Source organism: Methylobacterium sp. BI1, from assembly GCF_056680125.1.
Genome location: NZ_CM155267.1, coordinates 3,281,196 through 3,302,397, shown reverse-complemented (window position 1 = coordinate 3,302,397; position 21,202 = coordinate 3,281,196). Strand labels below are relative to the sequence as shown.

15 protein-coding genes, 1 tRNA gene, 1 other RNA gene and 2 pseudogenes are annotated in these 21,202 nt (G+C 65.7%); 6 read left to right on the top strand and 13 right to left on the bottom strand.

Translation table 11 applies throughout. The features are described from left to right. Positions 1-180: 180 nt before the first annotated feature. From topA to AC1MGR_RS15480, 4 genes are all read right to left on the bottom strand, one after another. The gene (gene topA / locus AC1MGR_RS15495) at positions 181-2,976 is read right to left on the bottom strand and encodes a type I DNA topoisomerase (RefSeq protein WP_480232180.1); all 2,796 of its coding nucleotides are present in this window, start codon (positions 2,974-2,976) and stop codon (positions 181-183) included. 159 nt (positions 2,977-3,135) lie between these two features. Further along, positions 3,136-5,040 carry an AI-2E family transporter gene (locus AC1MGR_RS15490; protein ID WP_108040778.1) on the bottom strand — a complete coding sequence of 635 codons (1,905 nt, stop codon included), beginning with the start codon at positions 5,038-5,040 and terminating at the stop codon, positions 3,136-3,138. A gap of 75 nt (positions 5,041-5,115) precedes the next feature. After that, entirely contained in the window at positions 5,116-5,499 is a 384-nt protein-coding gene (locus AC1MGR_RS15485) for a response regulator (protein ID WP_055955569.1), read from the bottom strand. 227 nt (positions 5,500-5,726) lie between these two features. Beyond that, positions 5,727-5,954 carry a hypothetical protein gene (locus tag AC1MGR_RS15480; RefSeq protein WP_480232179.1) on the bottom strand — a complete coding sequence of 76 codons (228 nt, stop codon included), beginning with the start codon at positions 5,952-5,954 and terminating at the stop codon, positions 5,727-5,729. Between the two features lie 259 nt (positions 5,955-6,213). Here AC1MGR_RS15480 and AC1MGR_RS15475 point away from each other — a divergent pair, with 259 nt between their 5' ends. From AC1MGR_RS15475 to ssrA, 4 genes are all read left to right on the top strand, one after another. After that, the gene (locus AC1MGR_RS15475; RefSeq protein WP_480232178.1) at positions 6,214-7,386 is read left to right on the top strand and encodes a zinc-dependent alcohol dehydrogenase; all 1,173 of its coding nucleotides are present in this window, start codon (positions 6,214-6,216) and stop codon (positions 7,384-7,386) included. 167 nt (positions 7,387-7,553) lie between these two features. Beyond that, entirely contained in the window at positions 7,554-7,745 is a 192-nt protein-coding gene (locus AC1MGR_RS15470) for a hypothetical protein (RefSeq protein ID WP_056219697.1), read from the top strand. A gap of 217 nt (positions 7,746-7,962) precedes the next feature. Further along, complete coding sequence (locus AC1MGR_RS15465; RefSeq protein ID WP_480232177.1) at positions 7,963-8,289, top strand: hypothetical protein; 327 nt, start codon at positions 7,963-7,965, stop codon at positions 8,287-8,289. A gap of 56 nt (positions 8,290-8,345) precedes the next feature. Beyond that, positions 8,346-8,471, top strand: a transfer-messenger RNA (tmRNA) gene (gene ssrA, locus AC1MGR_RS15460). Positions 8,472-8,852: 381 nt separating this feature from the next. On the opposite strand, the gene AC1MGR_RS15455 is transcribed toward ssrA, so the two are convergent. Together AC1MGR_RS15455 and AC1MGR_RS15450 are read right to left on the bottom strand one after the other, a co-directional pair. After that, positions 8,853-9,527: a hypothetical protein gene (locus tag AC1MGR_RS15455; RefSeq protein WP_108040784.1), complete on the bottom strand. Its 675-nt coding sequence runs from the start codon at positions 9,525-9,527 to the stop codon at positions 8,853-8,855. 46 nt (positions 9,528-9,573) lie between these two features. After that, positions 9,574-9,960, bottom strand: coding sequence for a hypothetical protein (locus AC1MGR_RS15450; protein WP_480232176.1), 387 nt, complete (start codon positions 9,958-9,960; stop codon positions 9,574-9,576). 512 nt (positions 9,961-10,472) lie between these two features. Here AC1MGR_RS15450 and AC1MGR_RS15445 point away from each other — a divergent pair. After that, a tRNA-Arg gene (locus tag AC1MGR_RS15445) sits at positions 10,473-10,549 on the top strand. Between the two features lie 61 nt (positions 10,550-10,610). Here the strand turns inward: AC1MGR_RS15445 and AC1MGR_RS15440 are convergent. Continuing rightward, complete coding sequence (locus tag AC1MGR_RS15440; RefSeq protein ID WP_480232175.1) at positions 10,611-11,012, bottom strand: site-specific integrase; 402 nt, start codon at positions 11,010-11,012, stop codon at positions 10,611-10,613. Then, a pseudogene (locus AC1MGR_RS15435) lies at positions 11,009-11,107 on the bottom strand (DUF4113 domain-containing protein); the annotation flags it as partial. The pseudogene AC1MGR_RS15435 and the gene AC1MGR_RS15440, both read right to left, overlap by 4 nt. 203 nt (positions 11,108-11,310) lie before the next feature. On the opposite strand from AC1MGR_RS15435, the pseudogene AC1MGR_RS15430 reads away from it, so the two are divergent. Further along, positions 11,311-11,980: pseudogene (locus AC1MGR_RS15430) on the top strand (IS630 family transposase); the annotation flags it as partial. A 46-nt stretch (positions 11,981-12,026) separates the two neighbouring features. Here the strand turns inward: AC1MGR_RS15430 and AC1MGR_RS15425 are convergent. The 5 genes from AC1MGR_RS15425 to AC1MGR_RS15405 form a co-directional block, all read right to left on the bottom strand. Then, positions 12,027-14,900 carry a S8 family serine peptidase gene (locus tag AC1MGR_RS15425; protein WP_480232174.1) on the bottom strand — a complete coding sequence of 958 codons (2,874 nt, stop codon included), beginning with the start codon at positions 14,898-14,900 and terminating at the stop codon, positions 12,027-12,029. A gap of 85 nt (positions 14,901-14,985) precedes the next feature. Then, complete coding sequence (locus AC1MGR_RS15420) at positions 14,986-16,857, bottom strand: ABC transporter ATP-binding protein/permease (RefSeq protein WP_480232173.1); 1,872 nt, start codon at positions 16,855-16,857, stop codon at positions 14,986-14,988. A 152-nt stretch (positions 16,858-17,009) separates the two neighbouring features. Continuing rightward, positions 17,010-17,903 (bottom strand): hypothetical protein, encoded by an 894-nt coding sequence (locus AC1MGR_RS15415; protein WP_480232172.1) that lies wholly within the window; start codon positions 17,901-17,903, stop codon positions 17,010-17,012. Between the two features lie 213 nt (positions 17,904-18,116). Continuing rightward, complete coding sequence (locus tag AC1MGR_RS15410) at positions 18,117-18,443, bottom strand: thioredoxin family protein (protein WP_480232171.1); 327 nt, start codon at positions 18,441-18,443, stop codon at positions 18,117-18,119. 253 nt (positions 18,444-18,696) lie between these two features. Next, entirely contained in the window at positions 18,697-21,153 is a 2,457-nt protein-coding gene (locus AC1MGR_RS15405; protein ID WP_480232170.1) for a TonB-dependent siderophore receptor, read from the bottom strand. Positions 21,154-21,202 lie beyond the last annotated feature (49 nt).

Below are 21,202 nucleotides of genomic sequence, written 5' to 3'. Positions count from 1 at the left end.
CACCGGTGTGACAAGTTCCTGCCGGACGCCGGCCGGCGACGCGCCCCCGGGCTCGTGTCCGCGCCGTCGCGCGCGAGGGCCCCTGCGACCGGCGTGGTTCCGGGTGAACCCTCGCCGGCCGCGGGACGTCGGGACTTTGTCCCACGCGCCTCAGGCCTGTTCGCCTCAGGCCTGTTCGCCTCAGGCTTTCTTGCGAGCCGCCGCAGCGGGCTTCTCGGCCGCGGCCTTGGCGGTGCTCGTCGCCGGCTTCTTGGCCGCCGCCTTCGCGGCGGGCTTGGCCGGGACCTCGGCGGCGGATGCCGCGTCCCCGTCGGCCTCCTGCGCCACCGCTTTCTTGGTGGGCGCCTTCTTCGTCGTGGTCTTCTTCGTTGTAGTCTTGGTCGAAGCCTTGGCGCCCGCCGCCTTGCGGGCCGGGGCCTTCTTCTTGCCCCCGCCCGCGGCTTCCCGGGCGGCGATCAGCTCCAGGGCCTGGGGCAGGTCGACCGCCTCGGCGGCCATGGTCTTGGGCAGCGTCGCGTTGGTGGTGCCGTCGGTGACGTAAGGGCCGTACTTGCCCGACTTCACCACGATGGGCTTGCCCGTCTCCGGGTGCTCGCCGAGGGGACGGCCCGGATCGGCCGCCGGGCCGCGCCGGCCGCCGCCCTGCTCCTTGGCGACGATGAGGTCGATGGCCCGGTTGGCGCCGATCTCCAGCACGTCGTCGTCGCGCCCGAGATTCGCGTACATCTTGCCGTGCTGCACGTAGGGTCCGAAGCGGCCGAGATTGGCCAGGATCGGCTCGCCGGTCTCGGGGTGCCGCGCCACCTCGCGCGGCAGCGCGAGCAGCTTCAGGGCCATCTCCAGGTCGACCGAGGACGGGCTGGTGCCCTTCGGGATCGAGGAGCGCTTGGGCTTGGGCGCCTCCTTGTCGGTGGAGGCCTCGCCAAGCTGGACGAAGGGTCCGAAGCGGCCGTCGCGCACCGTCACGGGCAGGCCGGAGACCGGGTCGTTGCCGAGCACCCGGGTACCGGGCTGGCCGCCGTTCTCGGAGGAGCCCTCGCCGTCGCCCTCGACGCCGGAGGCGGCGAGCTGGCGGGTGTACTTGCACTCCGGGTAGTTCGAGCAGCCCACGAAGGCGCCGAACTTGCCGAGCTTCAGGGAAAGCTGGCCGGAGCCGCAGGTCGGGCAGGTGCGCGGGTTCGAGCCGTCGGCCTTCTCGGGGAAGATGTGAGCCCCGAGGAGATCGTTGAGGGCGTCGAGCACCTCCGCGACGCGCAGCTCCTTGGTGCCGGCGATGGCCGCGGAGAACTCGCGCCAGAAGTCGCGCAGCACCTCGCGCCAGTCGATCTCGGCGTTGGAGACCCGGTCGAGCTGCGTCTCGAGGTCGGCGGTGAAGTCGTACTCGACGTAGCGCTTGAAGAAGCTTTCGAGGAAGCCGGTGACGAGGCGGCCCTTGTCCTCGGCCACGAGGCGCTTCTTGTCGATCCGCACGTATTCGCGGTCGCGCAGGGTCTGCAGCACGGCGGCATAGGTGGAGGGCCGGCCGATGCCGAGTTCCTCCATGCGCTTGACGAGGCTGGCCTCGGAATAGCGCGGCGGCGGCTCGGTGAAGTGCTGGGTCGAGGCGATGCGCTCGCGCTTCAGCGGGTCGCCCGCCTTCATCGGCGGCAGGCGACGGCCGTCCTCGTCCTCCTCGTCGTCCTTGCCCTCCTGGTAGAGGGTGAGGAAGCCGTCGAACTTCACCACCTGGCCGGTGGCGCGCAGCTCCAGCGTCCGCGGCCCGACCTGGGCGACGACATCGACGGTGGTGCGCTCCAGCTCGGCCGATTCCATCTGGCTCGCGACGGTGCGGGTCCAGATCAGCTCGTAGAGCTTGGCCTGCTCGGCATCGACGGTGCGGGCCACCGTCTTGGGCAGCCGGCTCATGTCGGTGGGACGCACGGCCTCGTGCGCCTCCTGGGCGTTCTTGGCCTTGACGCTGTACTTGCGCGGCGCCCCCGGCAGGTAGCGCTCGCCGTATTCCTTGCCGATGACCCGCCGGACATCGGCGATCGCCTCCGGCGCCATGTCGACGCCGTCGGTCCGCATGTAGGTGATCAGGCCCACCGTCTCGCCGTCGATCTCGACGCCCTCGTAGAGCTTCTGGGCGGCGCGCATGGTCTGGGCCGGCGCCATCCCGAGCTTGCGGGAGGCCTCCTGCTGCAGGGTCGAGGTGGTGAAGGGCGGGGCGGGGTGGCGCTTGGCGGGCTTGGCCTCGACGCTGCCGACCGAGAAGGTGCCGAGTTCGAGGTCGCGCTTGAACGCCGCCGCCTCCTCGCCGGTGCCGACGTCCAGGCGCTGGATGCGCTTGCCGTCCGCGCCGGTGAGGCGGGCCTCGAAGCTGGCGCCGGTCTCCGTCACCAGGGTCGCCACCAGGGACCAGTATTCCCGCGGCTTGAAGACCTCGATCTCGCGCTCGCGCTCGCAGACGAGGCGCAGCGCGACCGACTGCACGCGGCCGGCCGAGCGGGCGCCCGGCAGCTTGCGCCAAAGCACCGGCGAGAGGTTGAAGCCCACGAGGTAGTCGAGGGCGCGGCGGGCCAGGTAGGCGTCGACCAGGGCCTGGTCGATCTGCCGGGGCTGGCGCATGGCGGTCTCCACCGCCGCCTTGGTGATGGCGTTGAAGGTCACGCGCTCCACGGGCATGCCCTTGAGGGCGCGGCGGGCGGTGAGGGCCTCGACCACGTGCCAGGAGATGGCCTCGCCCTCGCGATCCGGGTCGGTGGCGAGAATCAGGCCGTCGGCGCCCTTCAGCGCCTTGACGATGTCGGAGACGCGCTTCGATCCGCGATCGTCGAGCTCCCACAGCATGTGGAAGTCCGCCTCCGGATCGACGGAGCCGTCCTTGGCTGGAAGGTCCCGGATATGGCCGAACGAGGCGAGAACCTCATAGTCGCGGCCGAGATACTTGTTGATCGTCTTGGCCTTGGCCGGCGACTCGACGACGACGACTTTCATGTGCTGGTACTAGCCTCTCGTCAGGGCCTGACCCACAGCAACGACCGTACGCAGATTGTGCGGGGGGCATCGCCACCCGTCCGGAGAGGGGGTCGGCGCGGGGGAGAAGTGGGTCAAGCCCAGGGGGATGTCAAATGACCCCCCCGGCCCGGCCCGGCCTCACCCCCGTTTGGCGAAGGTCAGGGCTGCGTCGAGCGCGCCGTTCAGGGTGGTCACGAGCACGTCGGCGGAGAGGGTGCGGCGCAGCCGGTCGAGGGAGGCCGGATCGCGCTCGCGCCAGAAGCCGACGAGGACCCGGACGCCGGGAATCGCCCGCCGCGCCTGACGGACGTTCAGGCGGATCTGCGACAGGCTGACGGGCTCCAGGTAGGAGAAGCAGACCAGGGCGATCCCCGAGAGGTCGTCCGGCGTCTCGCCCCGGCGCAGCTCCGCCATCGACATCACCTGGGCGCCGAGGCCGTGCCGGCCGAGGATCTGGCCCAGCATCGCGGTCGCCGCCTCGTCGAAGGGCCCGCGGCTCGAGACGCAGAGCACCGGCCGGGGCGCGCGCCAGCGGGCCGGGAGGTCCTCCGGACGCAGCACCACGGTCGCGACCTGCCTGTCGGGCCCGATGGCCGCGATGGCCGCCGAGGTCTCGGAATTGCCGGCCGATCCGGAGGAGCCGATCTTCCGGCTCGCCGGCATGGTGCCGAGCCGGGCGACGACGGTGCGCAGGGCGGTGCCGACTTCGTCCTGGCGGGTCCGGTCGAGGGTCCCGCGGGAGAGGTCCTCCTGGGCCATCAGCAGGCCGGCCAGCACGACCTCGTCGTAGTAGGTGACGAGGGCGCGGGCCTTCAGGAACATCCGTCCCTGGTCGATCGCCTCCTCGGGATCGCCCGCCAGCATGCGCTGGTAGAAGATCTCCGGCGGCGCCAGGGCCGGGCGGTCGCCCAGGATGACGTCGAGGTACCAGAGCCGCTCGATGTGGCGCCCCAGCACCACGAGGCAGACGGTGATGGGGGTCGCCAGCACCAGGCCGATCGGTCCCCACAGGAAGGCCCAGAGGGTGGCGGCCAGGATCACCGCGATGGGGGAGAGCCCGGTGGAATGGCCGTAGAGCAGGGGCTCGACCACGTGGCCGGCGATGGGCTCCACCACCACGAACAGGATCGCGGTGGCGATGACCATGCTCCAGCCCGGATCGACGGCGGCGGCCACGATGAGGGGCAGGAGGGCGCTGATCGCCGCGCCGATATAGGGCACGAAGCGCATGATCGCGGCGAGCACCCCGAACAGGATCGGGTTCGGCACCCCGATGACCCAGAGGCCGAAGCCGATCACGATGCCGAAGGCGATGTTGAGGACGAGCTGGGCGAGGAAGAACCGGCTCAAACGGGCCACCGCGTCGTCGATGGCGGCCGTGGTCCGGCGGAGATCCCCCGAGCCCGCCAGCCGGATCGCGCGGTTCCGCAGGTCCTCCCGCTGCAGCAGGATGAAGATCGTGAAGATCAGGATCAGGCCGGTGGTGGCGAGGGGATGCAGGATCGGGCCGGCGACGGCACCGAGGGTTCCGAGCAATCCGGCCTTGGCCGACGCGATCTGGACGTGGAGGGGATGGGCGAGGCTGCCCGCGCTGCCCTCGGGCGGGGTGGCGTTCGGGTCCGGCTGCAGCTCGGCGCCGAGGTCCTGCACCATGTCGACCATGCGGGAGAGGGTGCCGCTGCCGGCGGTCGCCTCCTTCAGAGAGGCGATCTTCTCGCGCATCGTCACCTGGTAGCGCGGCAGGTCGGAGGCGAGCTGCGCCGCCTCGTTGGCGATCAGGAGCGACACCCCGAGGAGCGCCCCGAAGGCCGTGAGCACCACCGCGAGGACGGCCAGGGCCCGGGGCACCCGGATGCGGCGCAGGAGGCGCACGCCCGGCACCAGGACGAAGCTCAGCAGGATTGCCAGGGTCACCGGCACGAAGATGTCGCGGCCGAGATACAGGGCCGCCGCGATGGTGATCACGAGGAGGCAGGAGGCCAGGGTCGTGAAGACCGGCATCGCCTGCCGCAGGAGGCGGGCGGTGATGGGATCGTCGCTCATGGATGGAATCGGTCTCGTTGGGGTGAGCGACGCGGCTGCCGATGCACACGCATCGGGCGCGCGGGGCGGCCCGCCTCAGGCGATGGCGGGCGCCTGCGGACCGACGGCGGCGTTGATCTGGGTCAGCAGCTTGGAGAAGTCCACCGGCTTCGGGTGGTAGTCGTTGCAGCCGGCCTGGATCGCCTTGTCGCGATCGCCCGACATGGCGTGGGCGGTCAGGGCGATGATCGGGATGCCTTTGGTGTCGCTGCCGGATTTCAGCACGCGGGCGGCCGACCAGCCGTCCAGGATGGGCAGGTTCATGTCGAGCAGGATCACGTCCGGTTGCCCGGTGCGGGCCTGCTGCACGCCGGATTCGCCGTCATGGGCGAGGATCACGTCGTAGCCGCGCCGCTTCAGCCGGCGGGACAGGAAGTCCCAGATCTCCTCGTGATCTTCCACCAGAAGAATTTTCGCCATCGCCCCACTACCCTTCGATCGTCTTCGGCCCCGCTGCCGCCGGATCTGTCGCGGTCCGAACGGTCCGCACGGGACCCAACCCCCGATACACGAGCCTCCCGCGCAAGACAGTCTTGTGAGCAAGACGCGTGCACGGGCCGAGCGGTGAACGCGCGATCGGCCCGAACGGTCCATGGCATCCCACGCGATCGAGCGACACAGGGTCCGTGCCGTGTCCCCCTTCCCCCTCAAGGGGCGCGTGGCACCGGCGCCGGAGGATCGAGGCTCGTCCGCGGACGGTCGTCGCTGAAGCGGCCCTGGCTCCCCGGCAGGAGGCCGTTGTTCTGCATCCAGATCATCAGCATCACGGCCGCCAGCAGCGTCGCGAAGGAGGTGAGGCGGCCGATGTCGCGTCGCCGGACGACCATCACGATGAAGGTCCCCAGGAGCAGGAGGAACAGGACGAGGAGCAGCATGCGGCCTTCCCGGACGGGCCGTCCGGCCGGATCGATTCCGGCGCGGACCGCGGGGCAACGGGATCGATGCCGCCGCCGTTCCCGACCCGCCGGGCCTACGGGGAACCGGGCTTCCACGAAAGAGGCGCCCACGGAACAAGGTTCGGCGCGGGGCCCTTCTCGAAGGGATGGCCCGCACGCGGCCACGGCGTCCCGCAATCCCTCGATCCATTCCGCCCGCGCGCCGGATTCCCGGCCCCCGGGCCACCGGAGATCCGCCATGAAGGCACTGTGCTGGCACGGCAAGGGCGACATCCGCTGCGACACGGTCCCCGATCCGCAGATCGAGGATGCCCGCGACGTCATCATCAAGGTGACGAGCTGCGCCATCTGCGGCTCGGATCTCCACCTGATGGACGGGCAGATGCCCACCATGGAATCCGGCGACGTCCTCGGCCACGAGTTCATGGGCGAGGTGGTGGAGGTCGGGACCGGCTTCACCAAGTTCCGCAAGGGCGACCGCATCGTCGTGCCCTTCAACATCAATTGCGGCGAATGCCGCCAGTGCCGGCTCGGCAACTGGTCGGTCTGCCAACGCTCGAACCGCAACGCCGCCATGGCGGCCGCCCAGTTCGGCTACACCACCGCGGGCCTGTTCGGGTACTCGCACCTCACTGGGGGCTATGCCGGCGGCCAGGCCGAGTACGTGCGCGTGCCCATGGCCGACGTCGCCCCGATGAAGGTGCCGGACGGCATGGACGACGAGTCGGTGCTGTTCCTCACCGACATCCTGCCCACCGGCTGGCAGGGCGCCGAGCATTGCGAGATCAAGGGCGGCGAGATCATCGCGGTCTGGGGCGCCGGCCCCGTCGGGCTGTTCGCGATCCAGTCGGCCAAGATCATGGGCGCCGAGCGCATCATCGCCATCGAGACCGTGCCCGAGCGCCTGGCGCTGGCGCGCCAGTACGGCGCTACCGACGTCATCGACTTCATGAAGGAGGACGTCTTCGAGCGCATCCAGGAGATCAGCAGGGGGGAGGGCGCCGACGGCGTCATCGACTGCGTCGGCATGGAGGCCACCGCCGGCCACGGCATCGCCGGGGTGATGAGCACCCTGCAGGAGAAGCTGACCTCGACGGAGCGCCCCTACGCGCTCGCCGAGGCGATCAAGGCCGTGCGCCCCTGCGGCATCGTCTCGGTGCCGGGCGTCTATGGCGGGTCGGTGCCGGTCAACATGGGCTCGATCGTGCAGAAGGGCCTGACCCTGAAGAGCGGCCAGACCCACGTGAAGCGCTACCTCGAGACGCTGACGAAGCTGATCCAGGCCGGCCGGTTCGACATGACTTCTCTGATTACGCACCGGTCGATCGACCTCGCCGACGGTCCTGATCTCTACAAGACCTTCCGCGACAAGAAGGACGGCTGCGTGAAGGTGGTGTTCCACCCCAACTGAGCCGCGCCCCGCATGACCGGGGCGGAATCGCATCAGGCAGAGCCCGCGTCGCGCGCCGGATTTCGGCGCGCGGCCGGACAATAGCCCGCAGATCAACCAAGGATATCTCGGCCCTCTTGCTCGGATGTGCATTGCGGGTCGCCCCCGGCATCCGCTAAAGCCGGGCAATGTCAGACTTGGAATCGCTCCTCGACCGTCTCAAGGACGCCCAGAGGACCCTCATCACGGAAGCCGCGAAGATCGAGATGCTGCCGCCCGACAGCGTGCTGCGACGCGTGGCCGACCTCGAGAACACGATCGCGGCCGTGGAGGCCCTGATCGAGGAGCAGGCCCATCGCCGTGGCCGCGCCACCGGCTGAAGCCCCGCCGAAGGCCGGAGCCGAGGCCCGGCCCGAGAGTCCGACTGAGGCCAAAACTGGGACCAAGGCCGAGACCCGGACCAAGGTGAAGGCCCGGCCCAAGACTCGGCCCAAGACTCGGCCCAAGACTCGGCCCAAGACTCGGCCCAAGACTCGGCCCAAGACTCGGCCCAAGATTCGGCCAAAGACCGAAAAGGCCGAAGGCGCGCCGCCGCTCGTGACGCCGGACGGACGCTACCTCGTGGTGCGCGGCCGGCTCTGGCGCCGGACCCGCCCCGATCTCGACCCCGCCGCGCGCGACACGCTCGTCGCCGCCCTGATGGCGGCGCGCCGGGCCGTGAAGGACGGCAAGGCGGCCGGGGATCCGGAGGCGGTGGCGCAGGCGCGCCGGGCCGTCGATGCGGCCAAGCACGGCCTGGGCGAGCGCGGCCCCGTCTGGTGGGACGACGGCGCGCCCGACCTCAACCGGCACATGGCCCGCACCACCCCCTACGCCGCCTGGTTCGCGACCGAGGCGGAGGGGCGGACGGGTGCGGCGGGATAGCGCGCCGGCTGGACCCGCGCAACGATTTCGCCTATGTCGGGCGTGCGGTTGATGACCGGTTCGTAATAACGTTTCAGGACCCGGAGGGCAGTACTCCGGCGCCTCCACCATAAGCCCATCCGCGTCCGCGGGTGGTCTTCTGATGGGGGCGAAATAGGATCGACTGGGCGGTAAAGGGATCGCGAGTTCGCTCACACTTCGGTGCGGGACGATGCGGCTGTCGGTAAGGACTCGACCGGTTCGACGCAGGCAACCCCTGTTTCGAGCATTTGGCCAAAACTCTAAATGCCAACGATAACGTTGTCATGGATGCCCGCCTCGCGGCGTAAGCATCTTGCGGTAGGGTAACCGTCGAAACAGAACCCGGAGCTTCGGCTCCGGGACCCACCTTTTCCGCACAGCTTGAAATCGTCGTGAGACCGGCCCCACGCGCGGCCCGGGCGCATAGCCGCATCCGCTCTCCGGGCCGCTGGCCCGAACACGAAAAAACCCCGGCGCCCTCGGCGCCGGGGTTTTCGCGCATCGCGGGACGCCCGCACGGGGCGGGCGTCCCGGATTCCGGATCAGACCGGGGTAGTCGGGTAGGCGCGCACGCGGTTGCGGCCCTCGACGGTGCCGCCCAGGGCGTTGCCCGGAATCGCGTCCGGCGAGGTGGCGGCGGCCGCCTGCGGGGCGGTCCAGCCCTCGGCCCGCCAGTTCTGCGCGCGCTCGTCGACGTCGATCGAGCCGTGCTCCTCCAGGATGTCCATCACCCGGGTCGCCTGGGTCTGGTCGGCCCGGACGGTCACGAGGGTGCCGCCACGGCGCACGCCCTCGCTGTAGGTATGGGCATCGGACTCGCTGAGGCCCGCGCCGGTGAGGCCGCCGGCCAGGCCGCCCGCCGCCGCGCCGATGCCGGCACCCGTCACCGTGGCCACCAGCCAGCCCGCCGCCACCACCGGGCCGACGCCCGGGATCGCCAGCAGGCCGAGGCCGGTCAGCAGGCCGGCCGCGCCGCCCAGGACCGTGCCCACCGTGGCACCCGCTCCGGCGCCGCTGGACGCCTTCTCGGGGGTGTCGCCGTGGACGGGCGCGTCGAGGTCGGTCGTGGAGCGCAGGCGGCCGGCATGCCGGTCCCCCTCGTTGCTGCTCACGATGCTGATGTCGGCATGCGCGACACCGGCGGCCTCCAGCTTGGAGACGGCCCGGCTGGCATCGTCGTAATCGTCGTACAGGGCGGTGATGGTCTGTTGAGCCATGGGAAACTCCTGTGTGCGGGCGAGGGGAGGGGCGGGCGGGCGCGGCCTACTGGGCCGCGACGTTGCCCTTGAAGTCGACGCCGACCTTGACGGGCTTGCCGTCGAGCATCGCTTCGCCGCGCCAGATGCCCTTGGCGTCCTTGGTCAGGCCCTTGACGTCCTTGTAGCCGGCCTCGGTGAGGCGGTGGTGCGTCTGGGCCTCGGTGAAGCTGTTGGCACCTTCCTCGAGCTTGGCGTTCGCGGCAGCCTTGGTCGTGGCGGGCTTGGTCGCGTCCGGCTTGTCGGTGTTGGGCCGGGTCACGGCCTCCTGGCCGCCGGAGGTGGCACTCGACTTGGCGTCCGGGGCCGGGGTCCCGGTGACGGTGGTCTGGGCGGAGGCCGAACCCGCACCGAGGATCGTCAGAAGGGCGAGGGTGGTCAGGGACCGTTTCACGGCGTTCTCCTTGGATAAGTCTGCGACGGGCAAGAGTCCCTCTCAATTCCGCAGCACCGCAAAGCGTTCCAAAGTGAAAACCGGGACTCTTGGCCCGAATGGCCAAGCCGAAGCGTCGTCCCAAAAGTTCCACCTCGTCCTGACAGGGATCACGGAATGAAACGACAAGATGACGAGCCGACAAAGAACTGGTTTTTCCCGGCGCATACATGGATTTTCGTACAGCCTCCCGGCGACAGATCTGCCGGCAAGGCGAAAGATCATCCGCCGATCAGGCGTTCATCCGTCGATTCAAGACAATCGCGCGCGCAGAGCCGGGACAATCGCGCGCGCGGAGCCGGGGGCAGGGGATTGGCCGGGAGGCGGCCGGACAACGCCCCGGCCCGTCCCCACCCCGAACGGCGGTGAGGCGCACCGCCGCGAAAAATCTCTCCGGCCAGGGTTGCCAGCGCAAAAAGGAGCCTCTAAACACCCGCTCACACCGGGGCGGCACCAACGCCCACCGGTCGCAGGCGCCCGTAGCTCAGCTGGATAGAGCACCAGACTACGAATCTGGGGGTCAGAGGTTCGAATCCTTTCGGGCGCGCCATTCCTTTTCAGAGACCTGTCAGTCTACTAAGGTCCTGTGTGGATTAGGGGTTTCCCAGCCTCTATCTCACGGTAGGGAGAAGCGTTTCCGACGCCTCCGGTGGCTCAATCAGGCGCTCCTGTGACCGTTCTCGTGACCGTCTTGCGCTTACTCGCTGAAGCTCCTCGTGCAGATCATTCGTGCGAAGGTGGCTGTACCGTGTGGTCATTTGCAGCGTAGCGTGGCCGAGAATGCGAGAGAGCCGGTAGAGATCTCCCCCATTCTGCACCCACCATGACGCGAACGTGTGCCGCAGATCGTGGAAGCGAAATTCCTCGATCCCTGCGCGACGGCATGCGCCTGCAAACGCTTTCTTCGGATCACATATCCGTGATCCGTCTGCTATGCAGAAGAGGTACGGTGAACATGGACGAGCACGCTCCAAGAGACCTCTGATCGTCTGTGCTGCCAGTGGTGAAATCACGCGTGGGCTGTTGGCAGTTCACTGACCTCTGTGGTGTAGCGAGGGCTGCACATCTCGAACTTCGTCGACCACGTCCGTTTATCGGTCAGTCCCGCATTATGGAGTGGGAACGCCATCGCGTTTGGAACCCCCGCGAGAAACAAATGTCACCGACGACTATGTCTGTTTGCTTTTACGTTCCTCTGTCTTTCCTGACGACGCTGATTTTCGATTTCTTCAGGAATGCCGCGTGGTGGTTGTGCGGTCTCTCTAGACGGTATCCGGCCCGCAGTCATAACGATTTCAACTTTAGCTTCTGCAGCGGATCTGGGACGCTCACCGCCTCCAGCCGCATCGTCTGCGCACGTTCAAGCGCTCGCGCGATCCCGCTTTCGCCGCCAAGGTCGAGGATGTCGTCGGCCACAACACAAGATCCGCCGGCCCATGCGGTGGTGCTGTCCATCGATGAGAAGAGCCAGATCCAGGCGCTGGAGCGGACCCGCCTCGACCGGCCACTCGCCCCCGGCCATCCGGCTGCCCAGACCCATGACTACACCCGTCACGGCACGACGACACTGTTTGCTGCCCTTGATGTCTTGGCGGGTACCGTGCTCGGCCGTTGCATGCAGCGCCACCGGAACGGTGAGTTCGTCCGGTTCCTCGACGCCGTCGAGGCCGCCGTCCCGCCCGGCATGGCGATCCACGCGATCCTCGACAACGTCGCTACCCACAAACATCCGAAGGTGCGCGCCTGGCTGGCTCGCCACCCGCGCTGGACGTGTCCCTTCACCCCGGCTTGGGCCTCGTGGCTCAACGCCGTCGAGGGCTTCTTCTCAGCGCTGACCCGTCGTCGGCTGCGGCGAGGCTCCTTCACCGGCGTCGTCGACCTGCAGGCGGCGATCAAACGCTACATCGCCGAGCACAACCGGCGCGCCAGACCTCTCGTCTGGACCAAACCCGCCACCGACATCCTCGCCGCCGTCAGCCGATCCCCTGAACCATCCGTCCGAGTCACTGCACTAGGGAGGCCCGATCTCAGATCAACGCGAAGCCGCTATTCGAGAAGTGATGGGCTGCGGTCCACTGGTCGACGGAGAAACCACTCTCGTCGTGCAGGATATCCTGAAGGATGCCGAGCAATTCGCTTTTCCCGATCTGACTGCCAAAAGCGGCGCTTCGCTCGCTGCTCGAGAGTGCCCCGCCATTGTCCCAGAAGAACCATTTCAAGGTCAGCGAAGATTGAGCGGCTTGGCCGACGTCGAAGGTCAATATAAGATCGCCGCCGTCCGAGGAGCGCATGCCGCTCACCGTTCCATCGCCCACCAACCTGGATACCGAGATCGGCTCATACGTGCGCTCGGCCCCCGGCTCGAACCGGAAGAGGCTGTCGCCCTCCGCGAGGCGGAAGCCGTTGATGGTGTCGCGACCGAAGCCGGCCGCGTTGCCCACACCGTCCGCGAACAGCAACACATAAGTGTCCGCGCCGTTGCCGGTCCAGATTTGATCGTCTCCGTCACTGAATGCGTCCGCGATGCCTCCTAGTTGAAAGATGTTGTCACCGCCATTGGCATAAATCGTATCGTTTCCGGCCCCGCCGACGATAACGTCGCTGCCGTTACCAGCGGTGACCATGTCGTTGCCGGCACCCGCGTCGATACGATTGTTTCCCCCGTTGGCGCTGATGCTGTCATCGCCATCGCCACCTTGAATGGTGTCGTCACCGTCACCGGCTGTCATCTGATCGGCGCCGTCGCCGCCACTCAGGATATTCTTTCCTCCGGCTGCATGCATCCGGTCGTTCCCACGCCCACCGATCAGCCGATCGTCTCCGATGTCTCCGATCAGGGTGTCGTCACCATCGCCACCATCGAGGGTGTCGTTACCGCCGTTACCGACCATCAGGTTGCCGGCTACGTTGCCGGTTATCCGATTGTCCGCCGCGTTGCCGATCGCGGAATCTGGATTTCCCCCGGTGAGGACGAGGTTCTCCGCATTCTCGGCAAGGACATGGGACACAGAACTGAGCACCGTGTCGATTCCTTCGCCGGCGACCTCGACGACCACGTCGCTTGAGCTATCGACGATATAGCGATCGTCACCGCCCTGGCCCCGCATCCGGTCGGCGCCATCGCCGCCATCGAGCGTATCGCTTCCCCATCCTCCCTCGATCAGGTCGTTGCCGGCGTAGCCGTAAAGCATGACCGCACTGGCCCCGGCATCGCGGTTCGGCACCGTGCCCTCGCCACCCCAACCGATGATGCGGTCGTCGAGATGGGTTCCCGTCACGACCGGATTGTGCCGGGGGTTGTCGATCACTCCGGTCACGGCGAAGTCCAAAGCGGTCGCCTGGATGAACCCTGCACCCGTCGCGGCATCAAATCCCCTGTCGAAGCCACGCGTGTCGAAATCGTCCATGTCGATGGCACTGTCCTGCAACAGGCTCCGGATGTCGGGCGATGTGAGGCGGGGATTGGCTTGAAGCATGAGCGCCGCCAGCCCGGCCGCATGCGGGGCCGCAGCTGAAGTCCCGCCGAAATTCGGGAAGCCGTCGCCGTCAGTGTCCGGGCCGAAGAACGTGTTATCTCCGTCGTCGGGTGCCATGAAGGCCGGTCCCAGCCGCACATCCGGCACGGGCATCTTGTTGCCGTGAACATCGTAGGTGAAGCGTGCCGGGCCGACGCTGGAGAACGGCTCGGACCAGGGCTGCGCTGCGCCATAGGCCGGCGTGTCGCGGTAGCCCACAGCGCCGACAGAGATGGCGTCCCGCGCCGCCGCGTGTCCGTAGAGCGTCCCGGAATCGGCGTTCGACGCGAGGGATTCGAAATAGACCGGCTGGCCGTTGCGCAAGGCGACGAACCGGAATTCGTCGGGGGGCGGCCCATCCACCAAGCCGACCTTGACGTGGAGAACCTCGTCCACACCACGGGTGGCATAGGCAATCTGTTCGATTGGATCGCCACCGATATTCGGATTGCTGATCTTGAAGAGAAACTCCTCCTGATCGTTGTAGAAGTAGAAGTCGAGATCCGATTTTGCACCATGCTCTGGGCTGATGGACCGATAGGCGTCGCTCCATTGGAGGGCGAACTGGATATAGGTGTATGCGGGAATGGTGATGGAAATGTAGTCTTGTCCGGGGGCGAACTCGTGCAGCTGCACGGTCTTGCCGTCGATTACGGTCGGGGCTGCAGCCGCCTTGAAGGGGGCGCCGTATGCGGAATTGCCGTGATTGCCGGCACTCGTGATGTAGATCACGCCTTGGGCCGTCACTTCGCTGATGGCCTGATTGATAGCGCTGTCTTGGTAGGTCGGCTCGTTCTGGTAGAAAAGATCGTCGACGATCACCTTGGCGCCCGCAGCGGCAAGGTCGCGGATCGATTGAGCCATCGTCTGGACCGTCTGTCCGCCGGCCGAAAACAGGATCGATGCCCCCGGTGCTACGTCATGGATGATCTGCGCCATGGCGTCGCCTTCGTCGAAACCGTACTCGCCCTCTTTCAGGATGCGCATGTCGGCAGGCAATTCGCCGGCTTTGCGTTCCCTTTCAGCGTGGTGCATCAGGTCGAAGCTGTCGGAGATCACGCCGACCTTCACCCCGCTTCCATCCAATCCATATTTCGCGCGGGCTGCATCGGTTCCCATCGCGTGATCGCCCTGGCTGACGACCTCGTTCGCCACCTCAGGCGCTGCCGTCCCCCGCGTCACCGACGGTCCCGCGACCGCCGATGTCAGCGGTATCTCGCGGGGTTGGCCGTATTGGAAACCTACGGGGAGCGCCGGAAAAGGCCACCGATCGACGGGATACCAAAGCCCATGACCAGATCGCAGCGACGAGAAAGCATCTGTCTCCAGCCGGGCATCGTCCTCGTCCGAGAAATCCAAGGCGGCTGAGAGGTGGTTTTCGGTCATCTGTCGTCTCCTCTGCAGTAAGACGGATGGGCATCGGACGGGGCGATCAACGGGCCTGAAAAGCGTTCGGGGCGGCCCGGCCCGATCATTCCGAGTGCGTGGAAGGGTCGTGGGGCGAGACATCAGTCCGCGCAGAGGCCGACATCCGCCCAGTGGAGAGCGGGGTGGCCACCCGGTCCATGGCGTGCGCGTCCGCGCCACCTGCCGCGATGGTGAGCCGGTGGGTGTGGAGATCGTCCAGGAGTTCCGTATGCGCGATGCTGACCATGGTCAGATCTGGGATGGCTTCGAGCAGCATCGCGTACATCCCGCGCGCGTTGCCCGGATCGAGCGCGCTGGTGGCTTCGTCGAGGAGAATGACGGATGGCTTGAGGATCAGGGCCCGGACGAAAGCGATCCGCTGCTGCTCGCCCGGTGACAGATGTTGGCTCCATTCCGCGGAGACATCGAGGTCACGGGCACGGGTGCCGAGGCCGACGCGATCGAGCAGGATACCCAGATCGATACCCTGGGGCATCTCGCGTAGGGGATAGATTACGGCGTTCCGCAGGCTTCCCACGGGCAGATAGGGCTGCTGGGGAATGAACAGCGTCGCACCCGGTGGCGGCATCGTGAGCCCCCCCTGGGTGTCTGGCCAGATCCCTGCGAGGGCGCGCAGCAGCGTGCTCTTTCCGACGCCGGACGGGCCACGGATCAGCCAGCGCTCACCCGGTTCGACCTGCCAATGCGCGAGATCGAGAAGCGGCGTTCCATCCGGCCGCGCGAGGGACAGGTGCTCGGCGAGGATCATAGGGCCGCCGGTCTCGGGCCGATGGATCACCGGTGCGACCGGTGGATGGTCGAGGAGCTTGTCGAAGCCGCGCAAGCGGCGCACGGTCCCGCGCATGCCTTGAATATCGGACGCGGCCTGCCAGAAAAAGGCGATCGCGCCGCTGTACTGATTCATTGACTGCTGGGTTTGCATCAGTCCGCCCAAAGACAATGAGCCACTGATGTAGCGAGGCAGGATCAAAAGCAGGGGGACGACGTCCTCGATCTTGCCGAAAGTTACGTTGAAGACCTGGATTTTTAGCTTCTGAACGATCTGGGCGTAGAAGTTGTTGCGAATATCCAGAAAGCGATCGACTAGAACCGCTTGCTCGGTTGCCTCGCCGCGAAGCATGGCCACCTGCTCGGATGCGCGCCGGATCTCGATGAGCTTGAACCGGAAGTCCGCGCCGAAGCGCTGTCCCGCCACTTCGAGACCAGGCAGCCAACGTCCAACATAGAAGGTTCCTACGGCATGCAGGATCGTGCAGAGGGTCGCCACCAGGACCAAGTATCCGCCCAGATGCACAGTGACGGAGCCGAGCGTGATCTGGATAGATCCAGAAGCGTTCCACAGCATCATTCCAAACGTGATGGCTGATATACTGACGTGAAAGAGTGTTAGAAAAGTGTAGAAAAAGGACTTAGTAAATTTTTCAGTGTCGTCCGCGATGCGTTGATCCGGATTGTCGAGAAGATCCAGGCGCTGATTTTCGTAGTAGATGCGCTCACGCAGCCAACGGTGAATATATCTTTCCGTGAGCCACTGCCGCCATTGGAGGATGATGACATTGGCTATCAGGCCAGCGATCCCGGATGTAACGATGTGTAAGGCGATAATAATGGCCAGCAGCCACAGTACGGAGGGAAGACGATCGATCGCCTTGTCACTCAGCATGTCATAAAGCGCCTTCGTATATCTGGTGCCGAGGACGCTGGTGTAGACATCGACGAACGTGAGGCCGAAGGTGATCAGCAGCAGGGGCCATGCCCAACGGGCGTGACGCGTGACCCAGAACCCTGCAACGAGGCGCGCAAAGTGGCGAAGCTTGTCGCCGAACGAGGCAGCCGCCTCCTCCTCAATGGTTTGCCGCCGGTCGCTCGTGATCCCGACGGACGGCCTTGCCTCCTCTCTGGCGCTAGACTGCATGAATCGATCGCCTTTGCTTCGTCTCGGAGCGGAATGAGGTCGAATGTCGGATTGCTGCGCCAGAAATCCGAACCCCTAGCCTCCGCCCGGGATCGACCGACCATCGGTCGAGGGACGGACGCGGATCGGGGGCGTCGCCTGCGGGCAGTGGCTCAACGGGGTCCCCGCCGGCAGGGGGCCTCCGCGAGGCAGTCGAGACTCGCGCGCGCCAGCTCACCGACCGCCGCTGTGAAGGCGGCGTTCGTACGCTCGAGTTGGGTGATGAAGCGGGCGTGGAGGTCCGGCTGACGCGCTTCGAAGAATGGCGGAAAGTCTGTGGTGTGGAACGAGGTGTCGCTCCGCATGATCTCATTCCGGAAGACTTCGGTGCATTCGTGGAAGGCGGCGTCATCCTGCGCCGTCCATCCGGTCGCTGCGGAAGCGATCTGCCCCCCCACCTCGCACCAGTGTGCCCCCACATCCGCTAATGTGCTTCGCGAGATCAGCGGGTCCCACGCGGCGGCTTCCGCCATCCGGCCGCAGGCCCGACCAAGGGGCGTCCGCGCTGCGTCGGTTCCGGCAATCGCCTTCGCTCGAACGATGCTCCAGCCCGCCCGGTCGAGCGGGGTGCCGGCGATCGCTTGATGGTGCAACTCGAGAAGTTCGTGCAGGGACGCCGCCACGTCGGGCGCATCCATCGTGGGCTCCGCCCTTGCGAGAGTCGAGGAGAGCATGAAGACCAGCAGGCGACCCGGCACGCCGTCCAGATCAGAGCCGGGTGTCGTCCGACCGAACCAATCCACCGCCAGTCTCGCGGCGTCACCAGGGTGGATTGTGCGGGCGAACAGGTAGTCCAACAGGAAGGCGAGGCCGGCCGGGTAGCCGGTCGTGGATTCGAACGCACCCGGATCCGCATGGCTGGCGATGCAGCCGGACGGCGGCCCGGCCGAGCCGGTCCTGCGGACACCCGCGTCGCTGACGGTTCCGTTCGCCAAATACGTATCCAGGCGCGCGAGGAGAGCGGATTGAATTCCGGCGTCGTTGGCGAAAGCGACGTATCGGGTCATGAACACGCCCTTGGATGTGATAAAACGAGGGGGATTGCGGCGATTCACAGAATATCGCGACGCAACGAGGTCTCGCAGTCGCGATCAGACCCGGATGAATAGGTCCGTGATCAAATAACCATCTGTTAAATGGGTCGTTAACTCTTGGAATAAGACTGGACCCCTTCGAAGATCTCAGCGAGATAAATTATTGATCTGTCGGATCCTGTTCGCTCAGAGATGGGAATCGATAAAGTGGCATAGGCGCGTCTTACTCAATGCTCCCACGACTCGACCTCGCTCTTCGCCGCGGTCGAACAGGACGAGGAGCGGGATCGCGCGAGCGGCGAAGCGCTCCGCCACGATCGGGCTGCTCTCGACATCGACCGTTACGACCTTGAGATCGGCTCCGTAGATTTCTGCGATTTCGTCGAGGATGGGCTTCAGCGCGCGGCAGGGGCCGCACCATTCCGCCCAGAAATCGACGAGCACCGGTACGCCGCAGGTCAGAATCTCTGCGTCGAACGTGTCGTCGTGGACGGATGAGATGGCATTGGGCATGGCGGAACTCGATCGGCTGGGGACAGGCGGTCGGCGCACTTGGATCATCGGCGACCCTCGCGAGACTTGCGTCGTGCTGCCCGCGTTCGAAGCGAGAGCGGGCAGCACGCTATAGGTCCGGTGGAGCGCGCCTTGAGCGCTTCCCGGAAAGGTGGAGCCAGTGCGCCGTGAGTGAGCGCGACCGCCCGGATTCGTCATGGGTCCGCTCGATCATTCGCGTGGCTCTCAGCCCCGGGAACGATCGGACGCACGGTCAGAAATCGATTGTCGAACGAACCATGAAGATGCGACCCTGTCCTACGGGAATGTAGAAAGGTATCGATGCAGTATTGTAGTAGTATCTATCAAAGATATTGCGTACAGACAGGTCGAATCTGACGTTCTCCATTTTGTATCCCATGACCGCATCGAAGGTCACGAAGCCTGGAATTTTCGGTGCCTGGCTCTTCGGAGCGTAATCCGAGTAACTGAAAGTTTGCCCCCGCGCGCCGCCGCCGATCGAAAGACCTCGGAGGACGCCGTCCGGGAAAGTGTACACGGCAAAAAGGTTGGCCTGCTGTGTCGGTTGCCCCGGCACGACATTGACTGGCGTTCCCGGCTTTGCTTGAATATCGGGCTTATTGACGAAATTCGTATTGCTGTAGCCGCCAATGACCTGCAGATCCGGCGTGATTTGCCCCTGGAAATCAAGGTCGTATCCCTCGGAACGATAGCCCGGTCCTAAGATATTGGCCTGTACTCTGGGATCGAAGAGAATGTTGTTGCTGAAGACATTCGAGAACCTGGCGCCCATGACGGTCAGCTGCCCTTCGAGAAGGCTGAGCTTGAACCCGTACTCGCTGGTCTCGCTGTTGATGGGAGGAGCCGGCTCGGTCCGGTTGATCAAAGCGGTCTGTGCTTGGAAACCCGTTCCCACGCTGCCGTAGACGCTCGCCCAGGGTAGAACGTCGTAGACTGCCCCAGCGTTGTAGGTCAGGGCCGATTGATCCATATTCGTTCTGCTAGTGCCAAAGCTTTGCTGCTCGTACCAGTCATTACGGACGGACCCGAGGATGTGGAGCCGCTCCACAAGATCGATCTTGTCCTGGAACGAAATTCCTGTCTGCTCGCCTAAGGTTCTCGTCCTAAATGCAAAATTCGATCCAAACCACGATTTCGTCGTATACCCGGGAAAAGGCAAATTCCTCAGCGGATCTAATAGGCTGAATTTCACGTCATTGTAATAAGGATTTCCTTTCACGTTGCTGTCAGAACTTCGATAATCGAAACCGAACCGCATCGTATTTTTGAAATATTCGGCTGTCTGTTGGATTTGAAGATCTGTTTGCGTATTCAGCCGCTGCTCAATACCTTCCTGTCGGTTGCCAATCGGGGTGACAATCGGAACCCCGTTAATTTTATCAACAACGCCTGCCGGGACGAAGCCCGCGCCAGCATTGTCCGTGAGGTAGAAGGCCGTGCGATTGCGCAGCTTGAAGTCGAAAAGTCCCAGTTCACCGGCATCGTAGGCCCCGATCCGATGTTCGATGTCGCTGTAGGGATTGAACGACCGACCGGATTGGAAGCTGTTGATGTTCCCGAAGCCGCTCTCCCGCGGGACGCGAATGGGGCGAAGGTTCGTATCGAAGTCGCCCACGGTCACCGGAGAATAGCCAGCGAGAGAATCGATGAAACGGATGCCGACGGTCACCTTTGTGTCCGTGCCCTGCCACCGCACCACCGGCGAGATCAGGCCTTCGTGTGGACTGTTATCTCCGCCGAACGCGTAGTTCGCCGTGTTGCCAGAAACGTTCAGCCGATACGTGACGCCTTCGAGTCCCGAGATTGGGCCGCCAAAGTCGAAAGCGAGCGTTCGGTAGAAGCGGCTGCCGAAGAACAAGTCCATGCGCCGGATCGGTTCGGACGTTGGTTCCTTCGTGATTACGTTGATGGCACCACCGCTCAGGGTCTGTCCGGTGAGCTCGGTGGTCGGGCCCTTGATGACATCGATGCGTTCGACATCGGCGATCGGGATGTTGACACTCAGGGGGCCCGCCGACATGCCGCCGACCAGGAATTCGCTCTGGTTGAAACCGCGGATCGTGTAGCTCGTGCGGCTCAAGGGCTGATCGCCACCTTCCTCGATCCGCACGTTGCTGACGTTTCGCGCCGCGTCGTAAACGCTGGTCTGCGCTTGCGCACGGATCACCTCATCGGTCACGCCGGTGATGGAGCGCGGATTTTCCCGCAACGGGATGTCGAGCCGGGAAGACGATTGGGTTCTGCCCGCGGCGAAGCCGGCATCGCCTCCCTGTGCGTCGGTGACGTCGATCGCCGCGATATCGCCAGCCTTTGGAGCCCCTCCGCCCACAGGTGCTCCCGCCCGGATCATCAGAGCGCCTCCGGGGCCCGGTACGGCGACGAGCCCCGTTCCGGCGAGGGCACGCGCCAGCGCCTCCGGAACGCTCATGTGCCCGACGATCGGCCCGGCCCGGCGTCCGCGGGTCAGGGCCGCCGGAAAGCTGATCGGCTGCGATCCCACACGCGCTATCTGTGTCAGGACGCTATCGAGTTCGCCGGCCGGAATATTCAGTGTGACATCGCCCGCCGCCCAGCTCGCTGTCGCCGGCACGGCGAAAGGTGAGACGACGGCCGTGGTCGCCATCAGCAATGCCAGGAACGGACCGGAACGACGGCGTTGCAGCAAGCTGCACATCGTCGTCGGGCCCATGGATGAGCCGCGTGACCTCTCTTCTCGAACCGACCGAATGTCGCGGTCC